Origin of the sequence: Sphingomonas sp. (assembly GCF_965227385.1) — a bacterium.
Classification (GTDB): domain Bacteria; phylum Pseudomonadota; class Alphaproteobacteria; order Sphingomonadales; family Sphingomonadaceae; genus Sphingomonas.
Map to the genome: position 1 here is coordinate 3,562,134 of NZ_OZ245750.1, position 20,886 is coordinate 3,583,019.

At 65.0% G+C, this 20,886-nt stretch carries 18 protein-coding genes and 1 pseudogene; 7 read left to right on the forward strand and 12 right to left on the reverse strand.

Annotation, left to right across the window (positions count from 1 at the left end; translation table 11 throughout):
* Window positions 1–10: 10 nt before the first annotated feature.
* From uvrB to ACO05N_RS17475, 4 genes are all read right to left on the reverse strand, one after another.
* A complete protein-coding gene (gene uvrB, locus ACO05N_RS17460) occupies window positions 11–2,200 on the reverse strand; it encodes an excinuclease ABC subunit UvrB (protein ID WP_422058259.1) in 2,190 nt (729 codons plus the stop codon).
* Between the two features lie 74 nt (window positions 2,201–2,274).
* Entirely contained in the window at window positions 2,275–2,673 is a 399-nt protein-coding gene (locus tag ACO05N_RS17465) for a hypothetical protein (protein ID WP_422058260.1), read from the reverse strand.
* Between the two features lie 22 nt (window positions 2,674–2,695).
* Window positions 2,696–3,688: a DNA/RNA non-specific endonuclease gene (locus tag ACO05N_RS17470; RefSeq protein ID WP_422058261.1), complete on the reverse strand. Its 993-nt coding sequence runs from the start codon at window positions 3,686–3,688 to the stop codon at window positions 2,696–2,698.
* A gap of 101 nt (window positions 3,689–3,789) precedes the next feature.
* Complete coding sequence (locus ACO05N_RS17475; RefSeq protein ID WP_422058262.1) at window positions 3,790–4,254, reverse strand: hypothetical protein; 465 nt, start codon at window positions 4,252–4,254, stop codon at window positions 3,790–3,792.
* Window positions 4,255–4,407: 153 nt separating this feature from the next.
* On the opposite strand from ACO05N_RS17475, the gene ligA reads away from it, so the two are divergent.
* The 3 genes from ligA (at window position 4,408) to ACO05N_RS17490 (ending at window position 10,809) form a co-directional block, all read left to right on the forward strand.
* Window positions 4,408–6,540: an NAD-dependent DNA ligase LigA gene (ligA, locus tag ACO05N_RS17480; RefSeq protein WP_422058263.1), complete on the forward strand. Its 2,133-nt coding sequence runs from the start codon at window positions 4,408–4,410 to the stop codon at window positions 6,538–6,540.
* A 134-nt stretch (window positions 6,541–6,674) separates the two neighbouring features.
* Window positions 6,675–10,112: a TonB-dependent receptor gene (locus ACO05N_RS17485; RefSeq protein WP_422058264.1), complete on the forward strand. Its 3,438-nt coding sequence runs from the start codon at window positions 6,675–6,677 to the stop codon at window positions 10,110–10,112.
* Window positions 10,113–10,218: 106 nt separating this feature from the next.
* Window positions 10,219–10,809 (forward strand): hypothetical protein, encoded by a 591-nt coding sequence (locus ACO05N_RS17490; protein WP_422058265.1) that lies wholly within the window; start codon window positions 10,219–10,221, stop codon window positions 10,807–10,809.
* Here the strand turns inward: ACO05N_RS17490 and ACO05N_RS17495 are convergent.
* The 4 genes from ACO05N_RS17495 to ACO05N_RS17510 all read right to left on the reverse strand — a co-directional run bounded on the left by ACO05N_RS17495 (window position 10,806) and on the right by ACO05N_RS17510 (window position 12,362).
* The gene (locus ACO05N_RS17495; RefSeq protein WP_422058266.1) at window positions 10,806–10,955 is read right to left on the reverse strand and encodes a hypothetical protein; all 150 of its coding nucleotides are present in this window, start codon (window positions 10,953–10,955) and stop codon (window positions 10,806–10,808) included. The two genes, ACO05N_RS17490 and ACO05N_RS17495, sit on opposite strands and share 4 nt — an antisense overlap.
* A complete protein-coding gene (locus tag ACO05N_RS17500) occupies window positions 10,952–11,152 on the reverse strand; it encodes a hypothetical protein (RefSeq protein WP_422058267.1) in 201 nt (66 codons plus the stop codon). Before ACO05N_RS17500 ends, ACO05N_RS17495 begins: the two co-directional genes overlap by 4 nt.
* Window positions 11,153–11,215: 63 nt before the next feature.
* On the reverse strand, window positions 11,216–11,428 hold the full coding sequence (locus ACO05N_RS17505; protein ID WP_066658172.1) for a cold-shock protein: 213 nt from the start codon (window positions 11,426–11,428) through the stop codon (window positions 11,216–11,218).
* A gap of 466 nt (window positions 11,429–11,894) precedes the next feature.
* The gene (locus tag ACO05N_RS17510; protein ID WP_422058268.1) at window positions 11,895–12,362 is read right to left on the reverse strand and encodes a hypothetical protein; all 468 of its coding nucleotides are present in this window, start codon (window positions 12,360–12,362) and stop codon (window positions 11,895–11,897) included.
* Between the two features lie 118 nt (window positions 12,363–12,480).
* Between ACO05N_RS17510 and ACO05N_RS17515 the strand changes: the two genes are divergently transcribed.
* Window positions 12,481–12,993: a DUF421 domain-containing protein gene (locus ACO05N_RS17515; RefSeq protein WP_422058269.1), complete on the forward strand. Its 513-nt coding sequence runs from the start codon at window positions 12,481–12,483 to the stop codon at window positions 12,991–12,993.
* Window positions 12,990–13,349 (forward strand): DUF1622 domain-containing protein, encoded by a 360-nt coding sequence (locus tag ACO05N_RS17520; protein WP_422058270.1) that lies wholly within the window; start codon window positions 12,990–12,992, stop codon window positions 13,347–13,349. The genes ACO05N_RS17515 and ACO05N_RS17520 overlap by 4 nt, the downstream gene beginning before the upstream one ends.
* Window positions 13,350–13,358: 9 nt before the next feature.
* On the opposite strand, the gene ACO05N_RS17525 is transcribed toward ACO05N_RS17520, so the two are convergent.
* Both ACO05N_RS17525 and ACO05N_RS17530 read right to left on the reverse strand, forming a co-directional pair.
* Window positions 13,359–13,754: a cupin gene (locus tag ACO05N_RS17525; RefSeq protein ID WP_422058271.1), complete on the reverse strand. Its 396-nt coding sequence runs from the start codon at window positions 13,752–13,754 to the stop codon at window positions 13,359–13,361.
* Window positions 13,755–13,758: 4 nt separating this feature from the next.
* A complete protein-coding gene (locus ACO05N_RS17530; RefSeq protein WP_422058272.1) occupies window positions 13,759–14,778 on the reverse strand; it encodes a P63C domain-containing protein in 1,020 nt (339 codons plus the stop codon).
* A gap of 103 nt (window positions 14,779–14,881) precedes the next feature.
* Here ACO05N_RS17530 and ACO05N_RS17535 point away from each other — a divergent pair, with 103 nt between their 5' ends.
* On the forward strand, window positions 14,882–15,580 hold the full coding sequence (locus tag ACO05N_RS17535; RefSeq protein ID WP_422058273.1) for a cyclodeaminase/cyclohydrolase family protein: 699 nt from the start codon (window positions 14,882–14,884) through the stop codon (window positions 15,578–15,580).
* Window positions 15,581–15,597: 17 nt separating this feature from the next.
* On the opposite strand, the pseudogene ACO05N_RS17540 reads toward ACO05N_RS17535, so the two are convergent.
* Both ACO05N_RS17540 and uvrA read right to left on the reverse strand, forming a co-directional pair.
* Window positions 15,598–15,783 (reverse strand): annotated as a pseudogene (locus ACO05N_RS17540) (hypothetical protein); the annotation flags it as partial.
* A 50-nt stretch (window positions 15,784–15,833) separates the two neighbouring features.
* Window positions 15,834–18,833 carry an excinuclease ABC subunit UvrA gene (gene uvrA, locus ACO05N_RS17545; protein WP_422058274.1) on the reverse strand — a complete coding sequence of 1,000 codons (3,000 nt, stop codon included), beginning with the start codon at window positions 18,831–18,833 and terminating at the stop codon, window positions 15,834–15,836.
* Window positions 18,834–19,144: 311 nt separating this feature from the next.
* On the opposite strand from uvrA, the gene ACO05N_RS17550 reads away from it, so the two are divergent.
* Window positions 19,145–20,881: a hypothetical protein gene (locus tag ACO05N_RS17550; protein WP_422058275.1), complete on the forward strand. Its 1,737-nt coding sequence runs from the start codon at window positions 19,145–19,147 to the stop codon at window positions 20,879–20,881.
* Window positions 20,882–20,886: the final 5 nt, after the last annotated feature.

The following is a 20,886-nucleotide window of genomic DNA, read 5'->3' on the forward strand; positions in this document are numbered from 1 at the left end:
CTCAACCGGCTCACCGCTTCCCCCCACCCCATTTGCGCTGCACCTTGCCGAAGCGGGTCTTGCGCGTACCCGGCTTGCCTTCGTTGCTGCGGCCCATGACGGGTGCCTTGTGGTCGCCGGCGGGGAGGCCGAGTTCCTCGGCCTCGAGGCTGCGGATCTCGTCGCGCAGACGGCCCGCCTCCTCGAACTCCAAGTTCGCGGCGGCGTTGCGCATCTTCTTTTCGAGTTCCTCGATGTACGCGCGCAGGTTGTGGCCGACCATGTGCGCCGGGCCGTCCTCGATCTCGACGGTCACCTGATCCTTGCTCGCGACATGGGCGATGATGTCGCCGATGTTGCGCTTGATCGTGGTCGGGGTGATGCCGTGTTCGCGGTTATACGCCTCCTGCTTTTCGCGACGGCGGCCGGTTTCGTTGAGCGCGCGCTCCATGCTGCCGGTGATGCGGTCGGCATAGAGGATCACGCGGCCATCGACGTTGCGCGCGGCGCGGCCGATCGTCTGGATCAGCGAAGTTTCCGAACGCAGGAACCCTTCCTTGTCCGCGTCAAGGATCGCGACCAGCCCGCATTCGGGAATATCAAGGCCTTCGCGCAGCAGGTTGATCCCGATCAGCACATCATACACGCCCATGCGCAGGTCGCGGATCAGCTCGATCCGCTCCAGCGTCTCGACGTCGCTGTGCATGTAGCGGACCTTGATCCCCGCTTCGTGCATATATTCGGTCAAATCCTCGGCCATGCGCTTGGTCAGCGTGGTGACGAGGGTGCGATAACCCAGTTCGGCGGTCTTGCGGCATTCGACGATCAGGTCCTGGACCTGCTCCTCGACCGGCTTGATCTCGACCGGGGGGTCGATCAGGCCGGTGGGGCGGATCACCTGTTCGCTGAACACGCCGCCGGTCTGCTCCATCTCCCACCCGCCGGGCGTGGCCGAGACGCTGACGGTCTGCGGCCGCATCGCATCCCATTCGTTGAAGCGCAGCGGGCGGTTGTCGATGCAACTCGGCAGGCGGAAGCCATATTCGGCGAGCGTAATCTTACGCCGGTGATCGCCGCGCGCCATCGCGCCGATCTGCGGCACGGTCTGGTGGCTTTCGTCAACGAACAGCAGGGCGTTTTCGGGGAGATATTCGAACAGGGTCGGCGGCGGCTCGCCCGGCAGGCGGCCGGTGAGGAAGCGGCTGTAATTCTCGATCCCCGCGCAGCTGCCGGTCGCGGCGATCATCTCAAGGTCGAAATTGGTGCGCTGTTCCAGCCGCTGCGCTTCGAGCAACTTGCCTTCGATATGCAGCTCCTTCAGCCGCTCGGCGAGTTCGTGCTTGATCGCCTCCATCGCCTGTTTGAGCGTCGGGCCGGGGGTGACGTGGTGCGAGTTGGCGTAGACGCGGATGCTGTCGAGGCTCGCGACCTTGCTTCCGGTAAGCGGGTCGAACTCGGTAATCTCCTCGATATCGTCGCCGAAGAAGCTGATCCGCCAGGCGGTGTCTTCATAGTGCGACGGGAAGATTTCGAGGCTGTCGCCGCGGACCCGGAAATTGCCGCGCGCGAAGGCGGCGTCGTTGCGCTTGTACTGCAGCGCGACGAGCTTGCGGATGATCTCACGCTGATCGGCGACCTGGCCCTTTTTGAGGTCGAAGATCATTGCCGAATAGGTTTCGACCGAGCCGATGCCGTAAAGGCACGAGACCGAGGCGACGATGATGACGTCGTCGCGTTCGAGCAGCGAGCGGGTGGCCGAGTGGCGCATCCGGTCGATCGCCTCGTTCACCGAGCTTTCCTTCTCGATGTACGTGTCCGAGCGGGGGACGTAGGCCTCAGGCTGGTAATAGTCGTAATAGCTGACGAAATATTCGACCGCGTTGTCGGGGAAGAAACTCTTGAACTCGCCATAGAGCTGCGCCGCGAGGATCTTGTTGGGGGCGAGGATCAGCGCCGGGCGCTGCAGATTGTTGATCACGCTCGCCATCGTGAAGGTCTTGCCCGAGCCGGTGACGCCGAGCAGCACCTGATCGCGCTCCCCCGCCAATGCCGCTTCGGTCAGTTCCTTGATCGCGGTCGGCTGGTCGCCGGCGGGGGAATAGTCGCTGACCAGCTTGAACGGCCGCCCGCCCTCGCTCTTTTCGGGGCGGCTCGGGCGGTGGGGTACGAAACCGGGGCCGGTTTCGGGCTCGGCAAGGCTGGTACGGATCTGGATCGCCATGGGGGGAATATGGGGCCTTCAGACGGGGGTGCAAATGGGGGCGAGTGTCAGGCTGACAGACGATGCTGACAAAATCAGGTAGTTGGCGACGGCTTCCACTCGGTCATCCCCTCGATCGGCGGATAGACCACCTTCCGGTCGCCGAAATGAGCGCGCAATGCTGCCTCGCGCCGCTCGATATCGGGCTTGGTTACATCGACCTCGTCGGGGAATTTGTAATCGGCCCGGAATTTATCGTTCTCCACGACATATTCCATCACAGACCAACGCTTGGTCGGGTCGGGCTCGGCATACCAAATGTCTGACAGGATTTCGGAAACCGCCGAGTCTTCCGACGGATAATAGCGAACCATGTTGCCGTCAGCGCGAAATACGCTCGGCGCAATCCACCCGTCCCCGGCCTCAACATAGAGAAAGACCCCGTCGGCACTTCCTCCAAGAACCTCCGCAAGCTCTTGTCCAAGCTCGCTCAACAGCGGGCCGAGGATTTCATACTTATTTCGCTCCACGGGGCTTGCCTTTCGCTTCGTTCCAGAAGGTTCGCGTTTCTCGACGCCCACCGTCCACCGACCATGTGACAACAATCTTGTAGGGGCGTCTGGACGCGCCCGAATAATATGGCTTGATGCTGGCAAAAACCGACCGGCCTGCACGTCGATGCGCTGCCCATGCATCCTCCATGGCGCGATAGGCGCCGCGATTGAAATTTGCGTCCTGGGCGAAGTGGTTGAAGCGTACTAGGGGCCCGTCAAAGCGAGCAGCCCAAAAATGCCCGCCATCGTCAGTGGGGCGGCGGTCAGCGCCGCCCGCTCTCGCCTGAAGACGCCGGGACCGCTTGGGCTTATTCGTTTGCGACACTGTTCCGTAGGTAATTCGGGGACGGTCGATAACGTCGATCTGAAAATCATAGCCATTCAGCGTCTCCCTTCGCCAATTGCTGTCGAGAATCTGACGTTCAAGCGAAGGCGGGTTCGCCGGGTTTGGTGGCAACCGGCCCCCATGCGTTTGCTGGTAATAGGCCAGCGCCAGAAACTTGTTCCGCGCATCACGCCCCGCATCAAGGAACTGCTGATGCGGCAGCATGAGCCGCTGCCCGATCCGAAGCCGCTTTTTCGGGTCGATGCCGTTAAGCCAGGCGAGATCGGATACCCGCAACCCTTTTCGCCGCCGCGCGATAGAGGTCAGGGACTCGCCCGCTTGGACCGTGTGCACCGAGTGGTTGCGCGGATTGCGCGGATCATCCTCGCGCGAACTCCGCTCTGCATCCGTTTCAGTTGTCCAGGGTCCACGCCCATAGCCGCCGCGAGCGGCGAACGGATCGTCAATCGACCCACGACGCGGGAAATAATTTCCCTGTCCGACAAAGGTGAACCGGCCATCTTCGGAATCGTACCACGGGTTGAATTTAAACTCTAACCCTCGCTGACCGAATCGCATCCAGATGCCGAATGCCGAAGCACGAAAACTGTCGCCCTGCTGTACTTTCATAAACCCCTTCCTGGCGGTTAGATGGGGAATGATGAGAACATATCAAGAACATCGATAAGTCAAGCCGACCCGCGTCAGGCCCGGGACGATGAAGAGTTAGGTCAAAACACCCGGCGATAGGCGACGCGCCACATCGCCAGTGCGATCCCCGCCGCAACCATCGCGAGCAGCGCGCTGGTGCCGAGCGCGCTGATCCAGCGGAACAGGGTGGTGCGCAGATCGCTCGTCGGCGCCGCGAGAAATCCGAAGCCATAGGTCTGGGCCCCGACGAACAGCACCAGCGAGATGAGCGCCCCCAGCACGGCCGCGTGCCAGGCGCGGCGGTAGCCGGCCAGATGCAGGACCAGCCACAGCGGCCCGCCGGCGCCCGCGATGCCGAGCGCCGAGAAGATCGTGCCGAGCACCCAAGCGGCGCCCAGCGACACCGCCTCGCGCTGTCCCGCCGCGATGACGAGCAGCAGCACAACCAGGCCACCCAATGCGCCGCCCACGGCCAGCGCCAGCCCCGCACGGTCGAGCGTCGTGTCATAATGCGGCGCGGACGCGCGCATTGCATGTTCAGTCACCAGAAACCCCTCCCCGGTGCGCGGGGCTTAGCATCGCGCGGCAGCGCGGCTCAAGCGCGGAGAATGCGGCAGTAATCAAATCCGGGACAGCCGGACGCGCGACTTGACGAATGGGGGTTTCAATGCGCCAGCCAACCCGGCTAGCGAAGCCAGATGGATACCCTGCCCGCTACCGAGACTGACGCCGTCGCCGAACTGGAGCGGCTGGCCGCCGAGATCGCGCGCCACAACGCGCTGTATCATACCGAGGATTCACCGGAGATCAGCGATGCGGCCTATGACGCGCTGGTCCGGCGCAATGCCGCGATCGAGGCGGCGTTTCCGCATCTGGTACGGGCGGACTCGCCGTCACGGTTGGTGGGTGCCGCGCCGGCCGGACACCTTGCCAAGGTGCCGCATGCGCGCGCAATGATGAGCCTGGACAATGCGTTCAGCGACGAGGATGTGATCGAATTCGTGCTGCGCGTGCGACGGTTCCTGTCGCTGGGCGAAGGCGACCGCGTGGCGCTGACCGCCGAACCGAAGATCGACGGGCTGTCCTGCTCGCTGCGTTACGAGAGCCGCAGACTGGTGCTGGCGGCAACGCGCGGCGATGGGCAGGTGGGTGAGAATGTTACCGCCAATGCGCTGACGATATCCGACATTCCGACCGAGCTGCCCGCCGATGCCCCGGACGTGTTCGAGGTGCGGGGCGAGGTCTATATGGCCAAGGAGGATTTCCTGGCGCTCAACGCGCGGCTGCTGGCCGAGGCGGAAGAGAGCGGCAAGGAAGCGCGCCAGTTCGCCAATCCGCGCAACGCCGCCGCCGGATCGCTGCGGCAAAAGGATGCGAGCGTGACTGCGGCGCGGCCGCTGCGGTTCCTCGCGCATGGCTGGGGCGAGACCAGCGCGCTTCCGGGCGACACGCAACACGCGGTGATGAAGGCGATCGCCGGCTGGGGCTTTCCGGTCCACCCGCTGTTCGTCGCGTGCGCCCAGGTCGAACCGGCGCTGGCGCAGTATCGCAAGATCGAGAAGCTGCGCGCCGACCTGCCGTTCGACATCGATGGCGTGGTGTACAAGGTCGATCGGATCGACTGGCAGGAGCGGCTGGGCAGCGTCGGGCGCGCGCCGCGCTGGGCGATCGCGCACAAATTCCCGGCCGAGCGCGCCGAGACGACGCTGCGCGAGATCGACATTCAGGTTGGGCGGACGGGCAAGCTGACCCCCGTGGCGCGGCTGGAGTCGGTGACGGTGGGCGGTGTGGTCGTGACCAACGCGACGCTGCACAATGCCGACGAGATCGAACGGCTGGGCGTGCGTCCCGGCGACCGGGTCGTGCTGCAGCGCGCGGGCGACGTGATCCCGCAGATCGTCGACAACCTGACGCGTGACGTCGAGCGGCAGGCGTTCGTGTTCCCCACGCATTGCCCGATCTGCCAGTCCGAGGCGACGCGCGAGCAGGGCGAGGTCGATGTGCGCTGCACCGGCGGCCTGATCTGCCCGGCGCAGCGGCTGGAGCGACTCAAGCATTTCGTCAGCCGCGGCGCGCTCGATATCGAGGGGCTGGGCGAGAAGACGATTGTCGAATTTCTGGAGCTGGGCTGGATCGCCGAGCCGGCCGACATCTTCCGCCTGAGCCAGCACCGCGACGCACTGCTGGGGCGTGAGGGGTGGAAGGAGAAGTCGGTCGACAACCTCCTCGCCGCGATCGAGGCGAAGCGGGAGCCGGATGCTGCGCGACTGCTGTTCGGCCTTGGTATCCGGCACATCGGTGCGATCACGGCGCGCGACCTGATGAAGCGGCTGGAGACCCTCCCTGCCCTTGCCGGGCTGGCGGACGAGATCATTGCGCTGCGTGGGTCGGTCACCCCCGCGCTGGGCGAGCCGGAGGCGAAGTTTCAGGCACGGCGCGACAAGGCGATTGCCGAGCATATCGGGATCGAGAATGTCGGTGCCGCCGTCGGCCACGCGCTGGCCGATTTCTTTCACGAACCGCATAATCGTGCGGTGTGGGACGATCTGCTCGCCGAAGTGGCCCCGCCCCCGTTCGTGGTCGAGGCGCGCGACTCGGAGGTGTCGGGAAAGACCGTCGTCTTCACCGGATCGCTGGAAACGCTGAGTCGCGACGAGGCGAAGGCGCAGGCGGAGTCTTTGGGCGCGCGCGTGTCGGGATCGGTGTCGGCCAAAACCGACCTGATCGTCGCCGGGCCGGGCGCCGGATCGAAGCTGAAAAAGGCCGCAGAGCTGGGGATTCGGGTGATCGACGAGGCGGCGTGGAACGCGATTGTGACAGCCGCAAGGTGATGCTTTTTTGCAACGCACAATTCGCTTGATCCGATTGTAACAATTCCGCAAAGAAGCATCCCCATGGGGCAGCGCAGGACGGTGAACGACACCGCGTGTGCAGGCTTTGGATAGCCCATCCTAAGGGGACAATAATGCGAAACCATCTGCTGATCGGCGCGGCTGTTGCTGCGTTCGTGATTCCTGCCGCCGCGAGCGCGCAGCAAATTACCTCTGGCATCGTCGGCACCGTCACCGATGAATCCGGCAACCCGCTGGCAGGCGCCGAGGTCGTGATCACCGACACGCGTACTGGCGCATCGCGCACGGTCACCACCGGCACCGACGGCGGCTTCAACGCATCGGGTCTCGTGACGGGCGGCCCCTACACCGTGGCGGCAACCGCGGCCGGGTTCGAAGGCCAGACCGTTCAGGACATCAACACGACCGTTTCGGGCAACACCAGCCTGAGCTTCGCCCTGTCCGCCGGCGGCGGTGAGATCGTCGTGACCGGTTCGCGCGTGCGCGCCACGCAGCTGGCCACCGGTCCCGGCCAGTCGTTCAGCGCCGAAGTCATCTCGGCCCTGCCGAGCTTTGACCGTGATATCCGCGACATCCTGCGCGTCGACCCGCGCGTCAGCCTCGAGCGCAACCTGGAATCGGATCGCGTGTCGTGCCTTGGCGGCAACGACCGCGCGAACGCGTTCACCGTGGACGGCATTTCGCAGGGCGACAACTACGGCCTGACCGACACCCCGTTCTCGTCGCGTTCGGGTTCGCCGATCCCGTTCGGCGCGGTGCGTGAGACGAGCGTCGAGTTCGCTCCGTTCTCGGTCGAATATGGTCAGTTCACCGGCTGTGCGATCAACCTGGTCACCAAGTCCGGTTCGAACCAGTTCCATGGCGACGCTTTCTTCCAGTATGGCGACACCAGCCTGGCGGGCGACCGCGTTGCCGGTCGTCCGGCAAAGGCCGCGGCCGACGACATCCGCTATGGCGGATCGCTGGGCGGGCCGATCTGGAAGGATCGCCTGTTCTTCTTCGGCGCCTATGAGCATAGCGAAGTCACCTTCCCGCAGGACGATGGTCCTTCGGGCGGCGGCTTCCCGAACGAGCGCGCGTTCCTGACGGTCGCTCAGTTCAACGAGATTTCGGACGTGCTGCGCACCGTTTACGGTCGCGACACGATGGGCATCGTGCGGGATCGCAAGGCCGTGACGGACCGTTATTTCGGCCGCCTCGACTTCTACATCACCGACGACCATCGCCTTGAAGGCACCTATCAGCGCACCGAGGAAAACCAGGTCCGCGCCGACGACTTCAGCGGCAGCAACATCACCGGTTTCGACAACTTCCAGAATTCGGGTTCGACCGCCGACTATGCGTCGGTCCGTCTGTATTCGAACTGGACCGACAAGTTCTCGACCGAAATTCGATATTCGCGTTCGGAAATCACCGACGCGCAGAATCCGGTCGGCGGTGGTGAGGCGCAGGACGCCAACCCGCTCCCGCGCATCGTGGTCGGCACGCAGAACCAAACCTCACCTGGCGTGTTCAGCCGTGGCCTGTTCATCTCGGGTCCGGGCTTCTCGCGCTCCGCGAACGATCTCTACACCACGGTCGACCAGTATAAGCTGAAGGGCACGCTGACCGCCGGCGCGCACAAGATCATGGTCGGCGCCGAGCTGAACACGGTCAATTTCGACAATCTGTTCGTTCAGAATGCGACCGGTACGCTGTACTTCGCCAACGTGCAGGCGCTGCGCGACGGCCGCATCAACACCGGCACCAGCACGAGCGTGACCACCGCTGCCGACGTCATCGCCGGAACGACCATCGGTGCCGAGGGCTCGTTCACCCGCGACGGCAACGTCAACACCGCGCGCGCCAAGTTCAACCGCTCGCTCTACTCGGCTTATATCCAGGACGTGTGGCAGGCGACCGACGCGCTCGAACTGACGCTGGGCGTCCGTACCGACTGGTATGACGGCGGTCATCCGAACCTGAACCCGAACTTCCAGCGCCGCTACGGCTTCTCGAACGTCACGGGCTTCAGCAACCTCGACCCGGTCGTGCTGCCGCGCTTCGCCTTCAACTATGATGCGGGCGACCTCGGCTTCATGAGCCGTGCGCGCGTCAAGGGTGGCGTCGGCATCTTCTCGGGCGGTGATCCGGGCGTGTGGTTCGGCAACGCGTTCCAGAACGACGGCTTCGGCTTTGCCTCGGGCAACACCACCGATGCGCCGTGCGTCAACACCGCGGCCAACCCGATCGTGGTGGTGAGCGGCGGCCGCTTCACCGGCCTGCCGAGCTGCTTCCGCACGGCGGCGCAGAACCGCGCCGGGGCCGGCCTTGGCGACACGCAGTCGATCGATCCGGATATCGAAATCCCGACGGTCGTCCGCGCCAATCTGGGCTTTGAAGCGCAGACTGCCGGCAGCGGCTTCTTTGGCGGCTGGAACGTCAACCTCGACTATATCTACAGCCGCTATCGCAAGGCGCTGACGCTGGTCGACCTGTCGCAGACGATCGACATCCGTCGTGGCCTCAACGGCTACACCATCGACGGCAATCCGATCTTCGCTGCCATCGATCCGACGGTTGCCGGTTGCTCGGCGCGCCTGGTTCAGGATGGCGTGAACATCCAGTGGTCGGGCGTGACCACCGCCTGCTTCAGCACCAGCCGCGACGACGAACTGCAGCTGACCAACGGCCGCGATTATGAATCGCACATCGCGTCGATCGTCCTGTCGAAGAACTTCGAGGGCGGGCTGTTCACCGAGGGTGGCCGCAGCTTCGTGAACTTCGGCTATGCGTACACCGATGCGCAGGACCGCCGGAACATGTTCAACTCCACCGCGGGTTCGAACTATGACAACACCGCGGCAACCAGCCTGCAGGATCCGCCGGCGTCGCGCGGCTTCTATGAAACGCGTCACAACTTCACCCTGTCGGCGAACCTGACCGAGAAGTTCTTCGGCGAGGAAGACACGAGCCTTGGCTTCACCTTCATCGCGCGTTCGGGTCGTCCGTACAGCCTGACCTTCGGTGGTTCGGGCGGGTTCTTCGACTCGGCATCGGGCTTCGACAACCGTCTGCTGTACATCCCGAACGGTCCGAGCGATCCGAATGTCGTGTATCGCGACACGGTGGTCAGCGGGGCGACGACGCGCACCGCCGCACAGAACCAGACCGACTTCCTGAACTACATTGAAGGTCTGGATTGCGCCAACGAAGCACGCGGTCGCGTGATCGATCGCAATACCTGCCTCAACGACTGGTATTTCGATCTGGACCTCAACTTCTCGCAGACGGTCCCCGGGCCGTTCCGCGGCGACAGCCTGAAGTTCACCGTCACGGTCGACAACTTCCTGAACATGCTGGACCAGAACTGGAACACGTTCCGCAAGCGCCAGTTCGCCAGCCTGATCAACGTCGTCGGCACGCCGACGGGGACCAGCGGCGCGAACCTGGGCCCGGTGGACTCGCAGGGCCGCTACATCATCAACAGCTTCGCGCCGGACGATACGCGCGATCTGGTGACCAGCGCGTCGCTGTGGCGTCTGAAGGTTGGCGTCAGCTACCGCTTCTGATCGCGGTCTGAACACCGAAGGAAACACCGCCGTCCCGGGCAACCGGGGCGGTGGTTTTCTTTTGGGCGTAGTGGGTTAAGCTGGTCGCCGAAACCTGGGGGAAGCGATGTCGCCATTCGAGCTGGTATTCGCGGTCTATGGGCTGCTGCTGGGGCTGGCCATTGCGGAGGTGCTGGGGGGATTTGGCCGGGCGCTGAAGCTCAAGCGGGGCGGAAAATCTGTCCGGGTCGGGTGGCTCACGCCGTTGCTGGGCATCGTCGTGATCCTCGACCTCACCTCGTTCTGGCTGCTGGCATGGGAGGCGCAGCCCCAGATCGGGGCGAATTACCTCACGCTGGTCAGCGTGCTGGCGATCGTGGGGATCTATTATTTGGCCGCGTCGCTGATCTTTCCCGACGATCCCGAGGATTGGCCGGATTTCGACCTGTGGTACGAGCGGCAGAACCGGATGGTGATTGGCGGGTTGCTGGCGGCGAATATCGGCAGCTGGATCGGATCGATCGCACTGGAATTTGTCGCGCCGTCGCCGGACGAGACCTTTTCCGGCATCGGGGATGCCGTCGAAGTGCTGGCCTCGCTTGGCGTGCTGGTGCTGCTGCTGGTCCTGCTGCGGGTCAATGGGCGGCGCACCAACGCAGGGTTGCTGGCGGCGGTCAGCCTGTTGCTGCTGACCGCGGGAATTGCCGAGCTGTTCTAGCCGATCACTTCAAGGACGGCGGCGCGGGCCACGGCGGCGGCGCGGAGGTCGTCGGCGGTGCGCCGCGCGAGGAAGGTAAGCGGCGGGCGAGCCGGCCGGGGATGATTGGTAACGTTCTGATACTTATTCGAAAAAATGGACTTCACTGGGTATCCTGTCTTGGGGTTACGTTAGCCTCACGCTCGGCGCGGGCGGTGTCGGTGCGTTCCTGACGGTCGGCCATGGCGAGCCATGCGGCCTCTGCGCGCAGATTGCGGTCGCGAACATTGTCCAGCGTCGCGGCATCGGCATCGGCGCGGCACTTGGCCGCATTGTCACGATAGGTCAGCGTCTGGGCAGCCATCGGGCGCTCCTTTTTTCTGCAAGAGCGGCGGGCGGAGCACGGATGCGCCCCGCCCGTCGCGGATCAGTCGGCGGCCTGCAGGTTGACGGCGGCCATCTTGCCGCGCTTGTCCTGCTCCAGCTCGTAGCTGACGCGCTGGTCCTGGTTCAGCGTCGCCATGCCGGCGCGCTCAACGGCCGAGATATGGACGAACGCGTCGCCACCGCCATTGTCGGGGGCGATGAAGCCATAGCCCTTGTCCGAATTGAAGAACTTGACGGTTCCGGTGATGCTCATTGGATATTCCTTCTTTAAGCGGCGCGTCCCGATTGGACGCACCTCGAGCTGCGGAGGCAGGGAAAGAAGGAAGAAGGGGCCGCAAAGCACCGAAGACCGTCGATTTGCGACTGTAGCAGCCCCTATATGGCGGATTGTACCAAAATTACAAGGGCAGCCCCCGGCGGGGGGCGGCGGCGCTCCCCTGCCCCATGGCGCCACCGGTGGTGCGGCGAGGCTGACAGCGGTCCGACGATGCTGACAAAAATGAAGGGGTTTTGGGCGGAAGCGACGGGTTCAGGCCCCCGACGCGACGGGTTCGCGACGGCGACGCGACACCCACGCGACCGTAGCGCGACGGGGTTGTCAGCCGGGGGTGGGGGCGTCGGGAATGGCATGGTGGATGGTCCTGTCGATTGGAGAGGACCATCCACAACTGCAGTCAGGGGGCGTGTAGGAAAGCCCCCTGCCCGGCCGTTACAGCGGATCAGTGGCGCAGGTCGGCGCGCCCATCGCCATTGGCGAGCGCCGGGGCGAGCGCCGCGCGGTCAGCGGCGTTCATCGGCGCATCCATGTCGGGGCGGAAATGCGGGGCCGCGCGGTCGTCCGCGCCCGGGTGGGCGTCGCCCTCAAGATCCGGGGCGGCGTGGCCCTCTGCGAGCACGTTGTTGCGACGGGTGAAGAACAAAGCGGCGGCGGTCGCGGCACCGGCGGCGAGGGCACCGGCGATCGGGAAGACGTTGCGGCGCAGCGTGGCGAGCGCGGCGGTCGTGGCGCCGCCCTGTGCCGCCTTGGCGCGGGCCGGGGATTTGCGCGCGGTGGTCTTGCGCGGCGCGGTCTTGGCGGTGGCGGCGCGCTTGGCGGGGGCGCGTTTGGTGGTCGCGCGGCCGGTGGACTTGGTCGCGGACTTGGTCGTCGTGGCCTTGGTCTTGGGGGTCGTGGTGCGGGTTGCCATGATCGATCTCTCTGAAATTGCTTGGGGAATGGCGAGAGAACACGGCAACGGGCGCGCGGGTTCCGGATGCGCGGGCGACGCGGGCGGAACAAGCGGGCGCGGGGCGACTTGATGGGGCATGTTCTTCGACACCGGATTTGGCCTGTTGCGGGTCATCGTCATCACGCTGTGCGCCTATGCGATCCTGATCGTCGTGCTGCGCGCGGCGGGGAAGCGGGCGCTGGCCAAGCTCAACGCGTTCGACCTAGTGGTGACGGTGGCGCTGGGGTCGACGCTGGCGACCGTGCTGCTGAGCAAGGACGTCGCGCTGGCCGAGGGGGCGCTGGCGTTCGCGATGCTCGCCGGGCTGCAATATGCAGTGGCGCGGGCGTCGATCCGCTGGGGCTGGTTCCGCGACGCGGTGCGCGCCGAGCCGCGCTTGATGGTCGAGGATGGCGTCGCCCGCCGCGACGCGATGGCGGCGGAGCGGGTGACGCGCGGCGAGATCGATGCGGCATTGCGCCAGCGGGGCATCGGCCGGATCGCGGAGGCCGCCGCCGTGGTGCTGGAAACCGATGGCAGCTTGAGCGTGGTCCCGGCGAGCGCCGGGCGCGCGGCGGAGCTGGACGCACTGGAGGGCGTGGCGCGATGATCGAGGATGCGGGCTTGCTGCAGATCGTCCACTGGATCACGCGCTGGGTCGAGCTGGCGGGGATCGCGGTCATCCTGGCGGGCGCGATCTGGGCCGCGCTGCGCTTTGCGCGCGACGTGATGCGGCGCGACGGGACCGACAGCTACCGCGCGCTGCGATCCAATCTGGGCCGATCGATCCTGCTGGGGCTGGAGCTGCTGGTCGCGGCGGACATCATCAACACGGTCGCGGTCGAGCCGAGCCTGACCAGCGTCGGCGTGCTGGCCGGCATCGTCGCGATCCGCACCTTCCTGAGCCTGTCGCTGGAACTGGAGATCGAGGGCAAATGGCCGTGGCAGCGCGCGGGGGACGCGTAACGCGGCGGATCAGCGCGGGCGGTGGTCGGTGCCGGCGCCGGGGGTGATGAAGATGGCGGTGGCGGTGGTGCCGGGGGGCACGTCCGCCGTGTGCCACACGCCGGGCGGGTTGATCGCATAGTCGCCGGGGGTGAGGGTTTCGCGGGTCGTGCTGCCATCGGGAAGTTCCTGCACCAGCGTCATTTCCCCCGCGGTGCAGATGACCAGCTCCGCGCCGTGGGGGTGGACTTCCCAAGAGGTCCAGCTTTCGGTGAAGCTGTATTGCGAGACCAGCCGCCCCTCGATCCCGTCGGCGGCGTGGCGTTGTTCGTAGCCGGCGTACCAGGCCATGCCGTCGAAGGGCGGTTCGACTGTGGCGGTGGCGTTTAGGCCGAGATGGGCGAATTGGGTTTCGAGGTGGGGCATGGGGTCACCTTCGATTCAGTACATCATGGAAATCAAGCTGATCGATATCTTTCTTCGGTATCGCCTCGGGGAAAGCCCGATAAAATGATCGGTCAAACTGCTGACGATCATTCACCGACTCTCCAATCCCCACAACTTGCCAAAGGTGCTGCCTAAAAGCAGACATTCCGATTTCATCAGAAAGATACTGAAAGAATTTGCGTTTTCTTCCGCCTGAATCATAGACAACAGGGTTATGTTGCTCAAGATTCTCCAATATAGCACCATTACTGTTTGCAAGCGGATAATAAATATATCGCCTAATGAAATGTCCAAAAAATTGAGGGTGCTTATTGCTATCCGGCATTTGACGCCGAAGCCCGTAAAGCCGATAAATCATATCAAAAAATTTGTCCGGAAATTCCTTCTCCCACTGTCTAAACTCTGCCCGAATAAATCCATCGAACAGTTTGCGGTATTCATCTCTCGTCTTATCGACGTAGCCAGTCGCCTCATCAACAAGTGCGATGATACCGAGCTTGGCAGCTGAACGAAAAATTATTTCTGCCTGCCTCGCTAGGAAAAATTGAGACGGAGCAAGTCTTCCCTTATTTCGCGCCTCGATAATAGCATCGCAAACTTCGATTAGCGTTTCAGCTTCATAGCCATCCGCCAATTCCCCCCTCATCCCATAAAATGAGAGCGGATTTTCCACTTTCTCCATAAGCGCAGGCGACAGTGCGGCTTGAATGCCCTTACGCGACATGGTGCGCATAAACGCATTCCCCCCCTGAGATTTCAGGTTGAGGCCTTTCGCTATTCCGCGCTTACTGATAACTCGTTGGCCGTTATCGAGAACATAGGCCTCGATCTCAACTTCACCGATATTGAGCGTGCCTCCATTTCGCGCGGTCGGAATTCGAACCTGCGTGCGTGCACGCTGCCAGCGCGCCTTAGCGGCCTCTTGCGCAATCTTGCTCCGTTGCTCACTCGATAGGCGAACGGCGCGCGCATCGCCGCCGAGGCTCTGAGGAGTTTTTGCCATTATACACCTGCTTGCTAGACCCGCCGAGATATATGCTTGCTATCGCGCAAATTAGCAAGCATAAATCCGACGAATCGTCGCGATTGCTTGCTGGAGGAATGAAGTGAAGGCCACCGTCGATCCATTGCCAAGGAATCGCTCACTGATCGCGATGCCCACAGATCAACTTTTGGACGAGTTTGGCGCGGGGCGACATTCGCCCGGATCGGGCAGCGCAGCCGCGCTCATGGCGCTACTGTCCGCCAAACTCAGCGGGACGGTGTATAAAATTTCGATGAAGAGAGGCCACGGCGATGCGGCGCAGTTCGCATATTTGCTGAAGCAGCTTGAAGACGTGCTGGTTCCCCGCCTGAAGTCCTTATTTCAGGAAGACGCTGAAAAGTTCGATGAAGTGATACGTGTTAGAACTTCCCGAGACATTGAACAAAATCCAGCCTCCAAAAGAAAGCTACGCGAACGTGCGCTGCAGCTTCTTCGAGAAGCAACGGACATCATTACAGAAATTGTAAATATCTGCAGCCAGCTAATAGATTACGGGATTATCGCGTTTGATTCTGGCTTGAACCGAGTTCGTGGAGACTCCGGGTCAGCTATCAGCGTTGCTATTGCAGGGGCGATGTCTGGCTTATTTATTCTGAAGCTCAACCTCGAGTCCTTCGCCGAAGGTCGCTGGGCCACCGAACAACGCGAATCCGTTGAGAAGCTACAAGCGACCATCCTCAACAAACAAAACGAGGCACTAGCTCGAATTGCTCGGCTTTCCCCAAGAGATCCGCCAACGAATCAACCAAACTTGTTCTGACTTCAATTTCTGTAAGTTCACTCCGCTGCCACCTCAGCCCGCTCCTTCACCCCACCCCGCCCCAGCAACGGCGCAAGATACTTCCCCGTGCAGCTGCGCGGTTCCTTCGCCACCTTTTCCGGCGGCCCCTCAGCGACTATTTCACCGCCCTTGACGCCGCCTTCGGGGCCGAGGTCGAGGATCCAGTCGGCGGTTTTGATGACCCCGGCCTTCGCCGGGGCAGGCTGATTATCTTCGAGAGTCTTTGTTGTCGTCATTCCGCTGCCGTTGCGACGGGAGCGTTCAAGAGCGGCGCGAGGTATTTGCCGGTATAGGATCGCGGTTCCTTGACGACCTGCTCAGGCGTGCCTTCAGCCACGATCTCGCCGCCCTTGACCCCTCCCTCCGGGCCGAGGTCCAATATCCAATCGGCCGTTTTGATCACATCCAGATTGTGTTCAATGACGACGACGGTGTTGCCCTGTTCGACCAGCGCGTGGAGCACCTCCAGCAGCTTGCGGACGTCCTCGAAATGCAGGCCCGTCGTGGGCTCGTCCAAAATATAGAGCGTCTGGCCGGTGGCGCGGCGGCTGAGTTCCTTGGCGAGTTTGACGCGCTGGGCTTCGCCGCCGGAGAGGGTCGTGGCCTGTTGGCCGACCTTGACATAGCCGAGGCCGACTTCGGCGAGCATCGCCATCTTGTCGCGGATCGGGGGGACGGCCTTGAAGAACTCCACCGCGTCCTCGACCGTCATGTCGAGCACGTCGGCGATGCTGCGGCCCTTGAACTTCACCTCCAGCGTTTCGCGGTTGTAGCGCTGGCCGTGGCACACGTCGCAGGTGACGTAGACGTCGGGGAGGAAGTGCATTTCGATCTTGAGCACGCCGTCGCCCTGGCATGCTTCGCACCGCCCGCCCTTAACGTTGAAGCTGAACCGGCCGGGCTTGTAGCCACGCGCCTGTGCCTCTGGCAGCCCCGCGAACCAGTCGCGGATGTTGGTGAAGGCGCCGGTATAGGTGGCGGGGTTGGAGCGCGGGGTGCGGCCGATCGGCGACTGATCGATGTCGATCACCTTGTCGAGATGGTCGAGGCCGGTGATCTTGTCATGCTTGCCCGCGAGCACGCGCGCGCCGTTGAGGTGGCGGGCGGCGGCGGCGTAGAGCGTGTCGATGGTGAAGCTCGACTTGCCCGAGCCGGACACGCCGGTGATGCAGGTGAAGGTGCCGAGCGGGATCGACGCGGTGACGCCGGTCAGGTTGTTGGCGGTGGCGTTGTGGACGGTCAGCTTCTTGCCATTGCCCTTGCGGCGCTTGGCCGGCACCTCGATCCGGCGGGTGCCGTTGAGGTAATCGGCGGTGACGCTGCCGGTGCTGGACAGGATTTCATCGAACGTCCCCTGTGCCACCACCTGTCCGCCATGGACGCCGGCGCCCGGCCCCATGTCGATGACGTAATCGGCGGTGCGGATCGCATCCTCGTCATGCTCGACCACCAGCACGGTGTTGCCGAGGTCGCGCAGGCGGCGCAGCGTGGCGAGCAGCATGTCGTTGTCGCGCTGATGCAGGCCGATGCTGGGTTCGTCGAGGACGTAGAGGACGCCGGAGAGGCCGGAGCCGATCTGTGACGCGAGGCGGATGCGCTGGCTCTCCCCGCCCGACAGCGTGCCGCTGGTGCGATCGAGGTTGAGGTAATCGAGGCCGACATTGTTGAGGAAGCCGAGGCGCTCGTCGATTTCCTTGAGGATCGCGCGGGCGATCTCCTGCTGCTGCGGGGTGAGCGCGGCGGGGAGGTCGCGGAAGAAGGGCAGCGCGTCGACGACGCTGAGGCGGGTGACGGACGAGATGTCGCGGTTGGCGACCTTGACCGCCAGCGCCTCGGGCTTCAGGCGCGCGCCGTTGCAGGTCTCGCACGGGTGCGCGGCCTGATACTTGCTCAGCTCCTCGCGCATCCAGGCGCTTTCGGTCTGGAGCATGCGGCGGTTGAGGTTGCCGATGACGCCCTCGAACGGCTTCTTCACGTCATAGCTCTTGCGGCCGTCGATGAAGGTGAGCGTGACCGGCTTGCCGCCGGTGCCGTGGAGGATGATCAGCTGAACCTCGCCGGGCAGGTCCTTCCACGGGGTGTCGAGGGAGAAGCCGAATTCGCGGGCGAGGCTGCCAAGCACCTGCATGTAATAGGGCGATGGCGGGTTGGACTTGGCCCAGGGGACGACCGCGCCCTTCTTGATCGACAGGTCGTGGTTGGGGACGACGAGGTCTTCGTCGAAGATCAGCTTTTCGCCGAGGCCGTCGCATGCCGGGCACGCGCCCTGCGGGGCGTTGAAGCTGAACAGGCGCGGTTCGATGTCGGGGATGGTGAAGCCGCTGACCGGACAGGCGAATTTCTCGCTGAACACGATGCGGTTGTCGGGGATGCCGGTGTTTTTCATGCCGGACTTGCGCACCGGCTCGGCGGGGGTGGCGCCTTCGGCCGCGAACGTCTGGCGCGCCTCTCTGACAGACCCTCCCCCGGCCCCTCCCGCGAGCGGGAGGGGAGAGATGGCCTCGACCGTGGTGTCGACCAGATCGACATAGGCGAGGCCGTCGGCGAGCTTGAGCGCGGTCTCGAAGCTCTCGGCGAGGCGCGTGGCGATGTCTTCGCGGACGACGAGGCGGTCGACCACGACCTCGATGTCGTGCTTGTACTTCTTGTCGAGCGCGGGGGCTTCTTCGATCAGATAGGTTTCGCCGTCGATGCGGACGCGCTGGAAGCCGGCCTTCTGCCACTCGGCCAGTTCCTTGCGATACTCGCCCTTGCGGCCGCGCACGACCGGGGCGAGCAGCAGGAGGCGCGTGCCTTCGGGCAGCGCGAGGACGCGGTCGACCATCTGGCTGACGGTCTGTGCCGCGATCGGCAGGCCGGTGGCGGGGCTGTAGGGCACGCCGACGCGCGCCCAGAGCAGGCGCATGTAATCGTAGATCTCGGTCACCGTCGCGACGGTCGAGCGCGGGTTGCGGCTGGTCGTCTTCTGCTCGATCGAGATGGCAGGGCTCAGCCCCTCGATATGCTCGACATTGGGCTTCTGCATCATCTCGAGGAACTGGCGCGCATAGGCGCTGAGCGATTCCACGTAGCGGCGCTGCCCCTCGGCATAGATGGTGTCGAAGGCGAGGCTGGATTTGCCGCTGCCCGACAGGCCGGTGATGACCGTCAGCGTGTCGCGCGGAATGTCGATGTCCACGCCCTTGAGGTTATGCTCGCGCGCGCCGCGGACCGAGATATGCGTAAGTGCCATGCGGTGAGTTCTAGCTTTGTTCTGGAGGGGAAGCTAGGGGGGAGATAGGGGCGCGGGCGGCCGGTTGCGAGGGGGGCAGAGGCAGAACAAAAGCGCTTTGTGGCGAAGGGGTTGTGGGCAAGGCGCTGAACAGCGTCTCCGGCATCTTGACCGCTGACATGCGCGAGGTGGTGCGCAAGAACGTGACGCGGTGTCCGCGTTTCAGGACGAAATCTGACGGCGGCTTCAAATCGTGCCGCCCCCGAAATCCATCCACCCGCCGTTCATACCGACTCGTCGAATAGTGCCGCATGAACGTGAGGAGCGGGACGATGCGTGGATTGCGTGGCGTGAGTCTGATGGCGGTGGGGCTGGTGCTGGCGGGGGGCTTTGCCGGTTCCGCGCAGGCGGCAGCGGTGGGCTATGCGGCATCCTCGCCGACTGCGCAGGCCGGATGGCGGGCGGAGTCGGGCGATTATTACTGGATCGACAATGCCGATGGCCTGTTGGAGGCGATCGGCGATGCGCCGCCGGACTTTACCTTCATCTATCGCGGCGACGATGTCTGGGGCTGGGAGTTGCAGACCGGGCATCTGGTGCTGGCCGAGAGCGACCGCGACGGCGGGCTGATCCATTATTATTTCGAGCCGAACGCGGATGCGCCGTTCCTGGTGCAGGAAGCGCGGCGGTCGTTCGCGTACCAGCGCCAGCGGCTGGCGGTGGTGTATGACAGCGGCGGGGCGGCATTGTCGCCGCGCGAGAGCGACCTGTGGGACGAGCGCGCCGAGGAGCTGTACGATCGCGCGGTGGCGCTGCGCGACGCAGCCGACGGGACCGATCAATGGGATGCGGTCGACGCCGGATGGTGGGCCGGACAGGTCGCGACGGTGATCGAGTGGCGGCTGCGCTGGGAAAGCGGGCGCGTGCGGCATCCGGGGTGGCAGCGCTGGCGCGGCACGTCCGACGCGGTGCGCTGGCGGTTGCGGCTGGAGCGCGAGCGCGAGCGGCGGCGGCTGGACGGCGACCGCTTCCGGCGCTGGCAGCGCGATGGCTTTCGCGGACCGCCGCCGCGCTTTGACGGGCCCGGGCGACCGGGCCGCCCGGGTCTGGGCGTGCGTCCGCCGTGGCGCGATGGCGATGGTCGCCCGGGCGCTGGACGGCCCGGAGGCGGTCGGCCCGATGTCGGCGCGCCCGGAGGCCCACGCCCGGGCGACGGTCGTCCCGGCAGCGGTCGCCCCGGTGCCGGGCGCCCTGACGGCGGACGGCCGGGTGCCGGTGGACCCGGTGGCGGACGGCCCGACGCTGGACAACCCGGCGGTGGTCCCGGCGAGGGACGACCGGGCGGCGGGCGCCCCGGAGCGGGGCGGCCCGATGGCGGGCGCCCCGAAGGTTGGCAGCCGGGCGGCGGACGCCCCGGCACCGGCAGACCTGAAACCGGTCGGCCCGATAGCGGTCGGCCGGAAGGTTGGCAGCCGGGTGGCGGACGCCCCGGAGAAGGAAGACCCGGCGATGGTCGCCCTGGTGGCAGCAATCCCGGCGCGGGTCGGCCTGACGGTGGACAGCCCGGCGCCGGGCGGCCCGGCGGGCGGCCCGGCGGGGGCCGACCGCCCGTGACCACGCCGATGCCCACGCCGACCCCTGCCCCGCCGCCGCCGGTGGCGGTACAGCCGGCACCGCCACCGCCTCCGCGCCCGCCGCGGCCGGAAGTCGGGCGGCCATTGGGCGATCGGCCGGCCGAATGGCGGCGGCGACTGCCCGAAGGCACGGCCCCGCGCGAGACCGCACCACAAGCGCCGATGCGGGTCGAGCCGCGGCCGCAGCCGCAGGCCCAGCCGCAATGGCGCCCGCAACCCCAGCCGCAGGCCCAGCCGCAGTGGCGCCCGCAACCCCAGCCGCAGGCCCAGCCCCGGCCACAGCCGGCGCCGCCGCCAGTGCGGATGGCTCCCCCACCTCCGCCGGTCCGGGTGGCGCCACCGCCTCCCCCGCCTCCGCCGCCACCGCCGCCTCAGACGCGCAGCAGCGATTCAGGGCAGTCGATGCAGGACCGCAGCGCCCCGGACCCGCGATGAGCGGG

Bases quoted from the DNA above. Each gene is read 5' to 3' on its own strand.
- ACO05N_RS17505 (WP_066658172.1), bottom strand. From the start codon at position 11,428: ATGAGCATCACCGGAACCGTCAAGTTCTTCAATTCGGACAAGGGCTAT.
- ACO05N_RS17490 (WP_422058265.1), top strand. From the start codon at position 10,219: ATGTCGCCATTCGAGCTGGTATTCGCGGTCTATGGGCTGCTGCTGGGG.
- uvrA (WP_422058274.1), bottom strand. From the start codon at position 18,833: ATGGCACTTACGCATATCTCGGTCCGCGGCGCGCGCGAGCATAACCTC.
- ACO05N_RS17510 (WP_422058268.1), bottom strand. From the start codon at position 12,362: ATGGCAACCCGCACCACGACCCCCAAGACCAAGGCCACGACGACCAAG.
- ACO05N_RS17515 (WP_422058269.1), top strand. From the start codon at position 12,481: ATGTTCTTCGACACCGGATTTGGCCTGTTGCGGGTCATCGTCATCACG.
- ACO05N_RS17500 (WP_422058267.1), bottom strand. From the start codon at position 11,152: ATGGCTGCCCAGACGCTGACCTATCGTGACAATGCGGCCAAGTGCCGC.
- ACO05N_RS17550 (WP_422058275.1), top strand. From the start codon at position 19,145: ATGCGTGGATTGCGTGGCGTGAGTCTGATGGCGGTGGGGCTGGTGCTG.
- ACO05N_RS17520 (WP_422058270.1), top strand. From the start codon at position 12,990: ATGATCGAGGATGCGGGCTTGCTGCAGATCGTCCACTGGATCACGCGC.
- ACO05N_RS17485 (WP_422058264.1), top strand. From the start codon at position 6,675: ATGCGAAACCATCTGCTGATCGGCGCGGCTGTTGCTGCGTTCGTGATT.
- ACO05N_RS17530 (WP_422058272.1), bottom strand. From the start codon at position 14,778: ATGGCAAAAACTCCTCAGAGCCTCGGCGGCGATGCGCGCGCCGTTCGC.
- ligA (WP_422058263.1), top strand. From the start codon at position 4,408: ATGGATACCCTGCCCGCTACCGAGACTGACGCCGTCGCCGAACTGGAG.
- ACO05N_RS17525 (WP_422058271.1), bottom strand. From the start codon at position 13,754: ATGCCCCACCTCGAAACCCAATTCGCCCATCTCGGCCTAAACGCCACC.
- ACO05N_RS17470 (WP_422058261.1), bottom strand. From the start codon at position 3,688: ATGAAAGTACAGCAGGGCGACAGTTTTCGTGCTTCGGCATTCGGCATC.
- uvrB (WP_422058259.1), bottom strand. From the start codon at position 2,200: ATGGCGATCCAGATCCGTACCAGCCTTGCCGAGCCCGAAACCGGCCCC.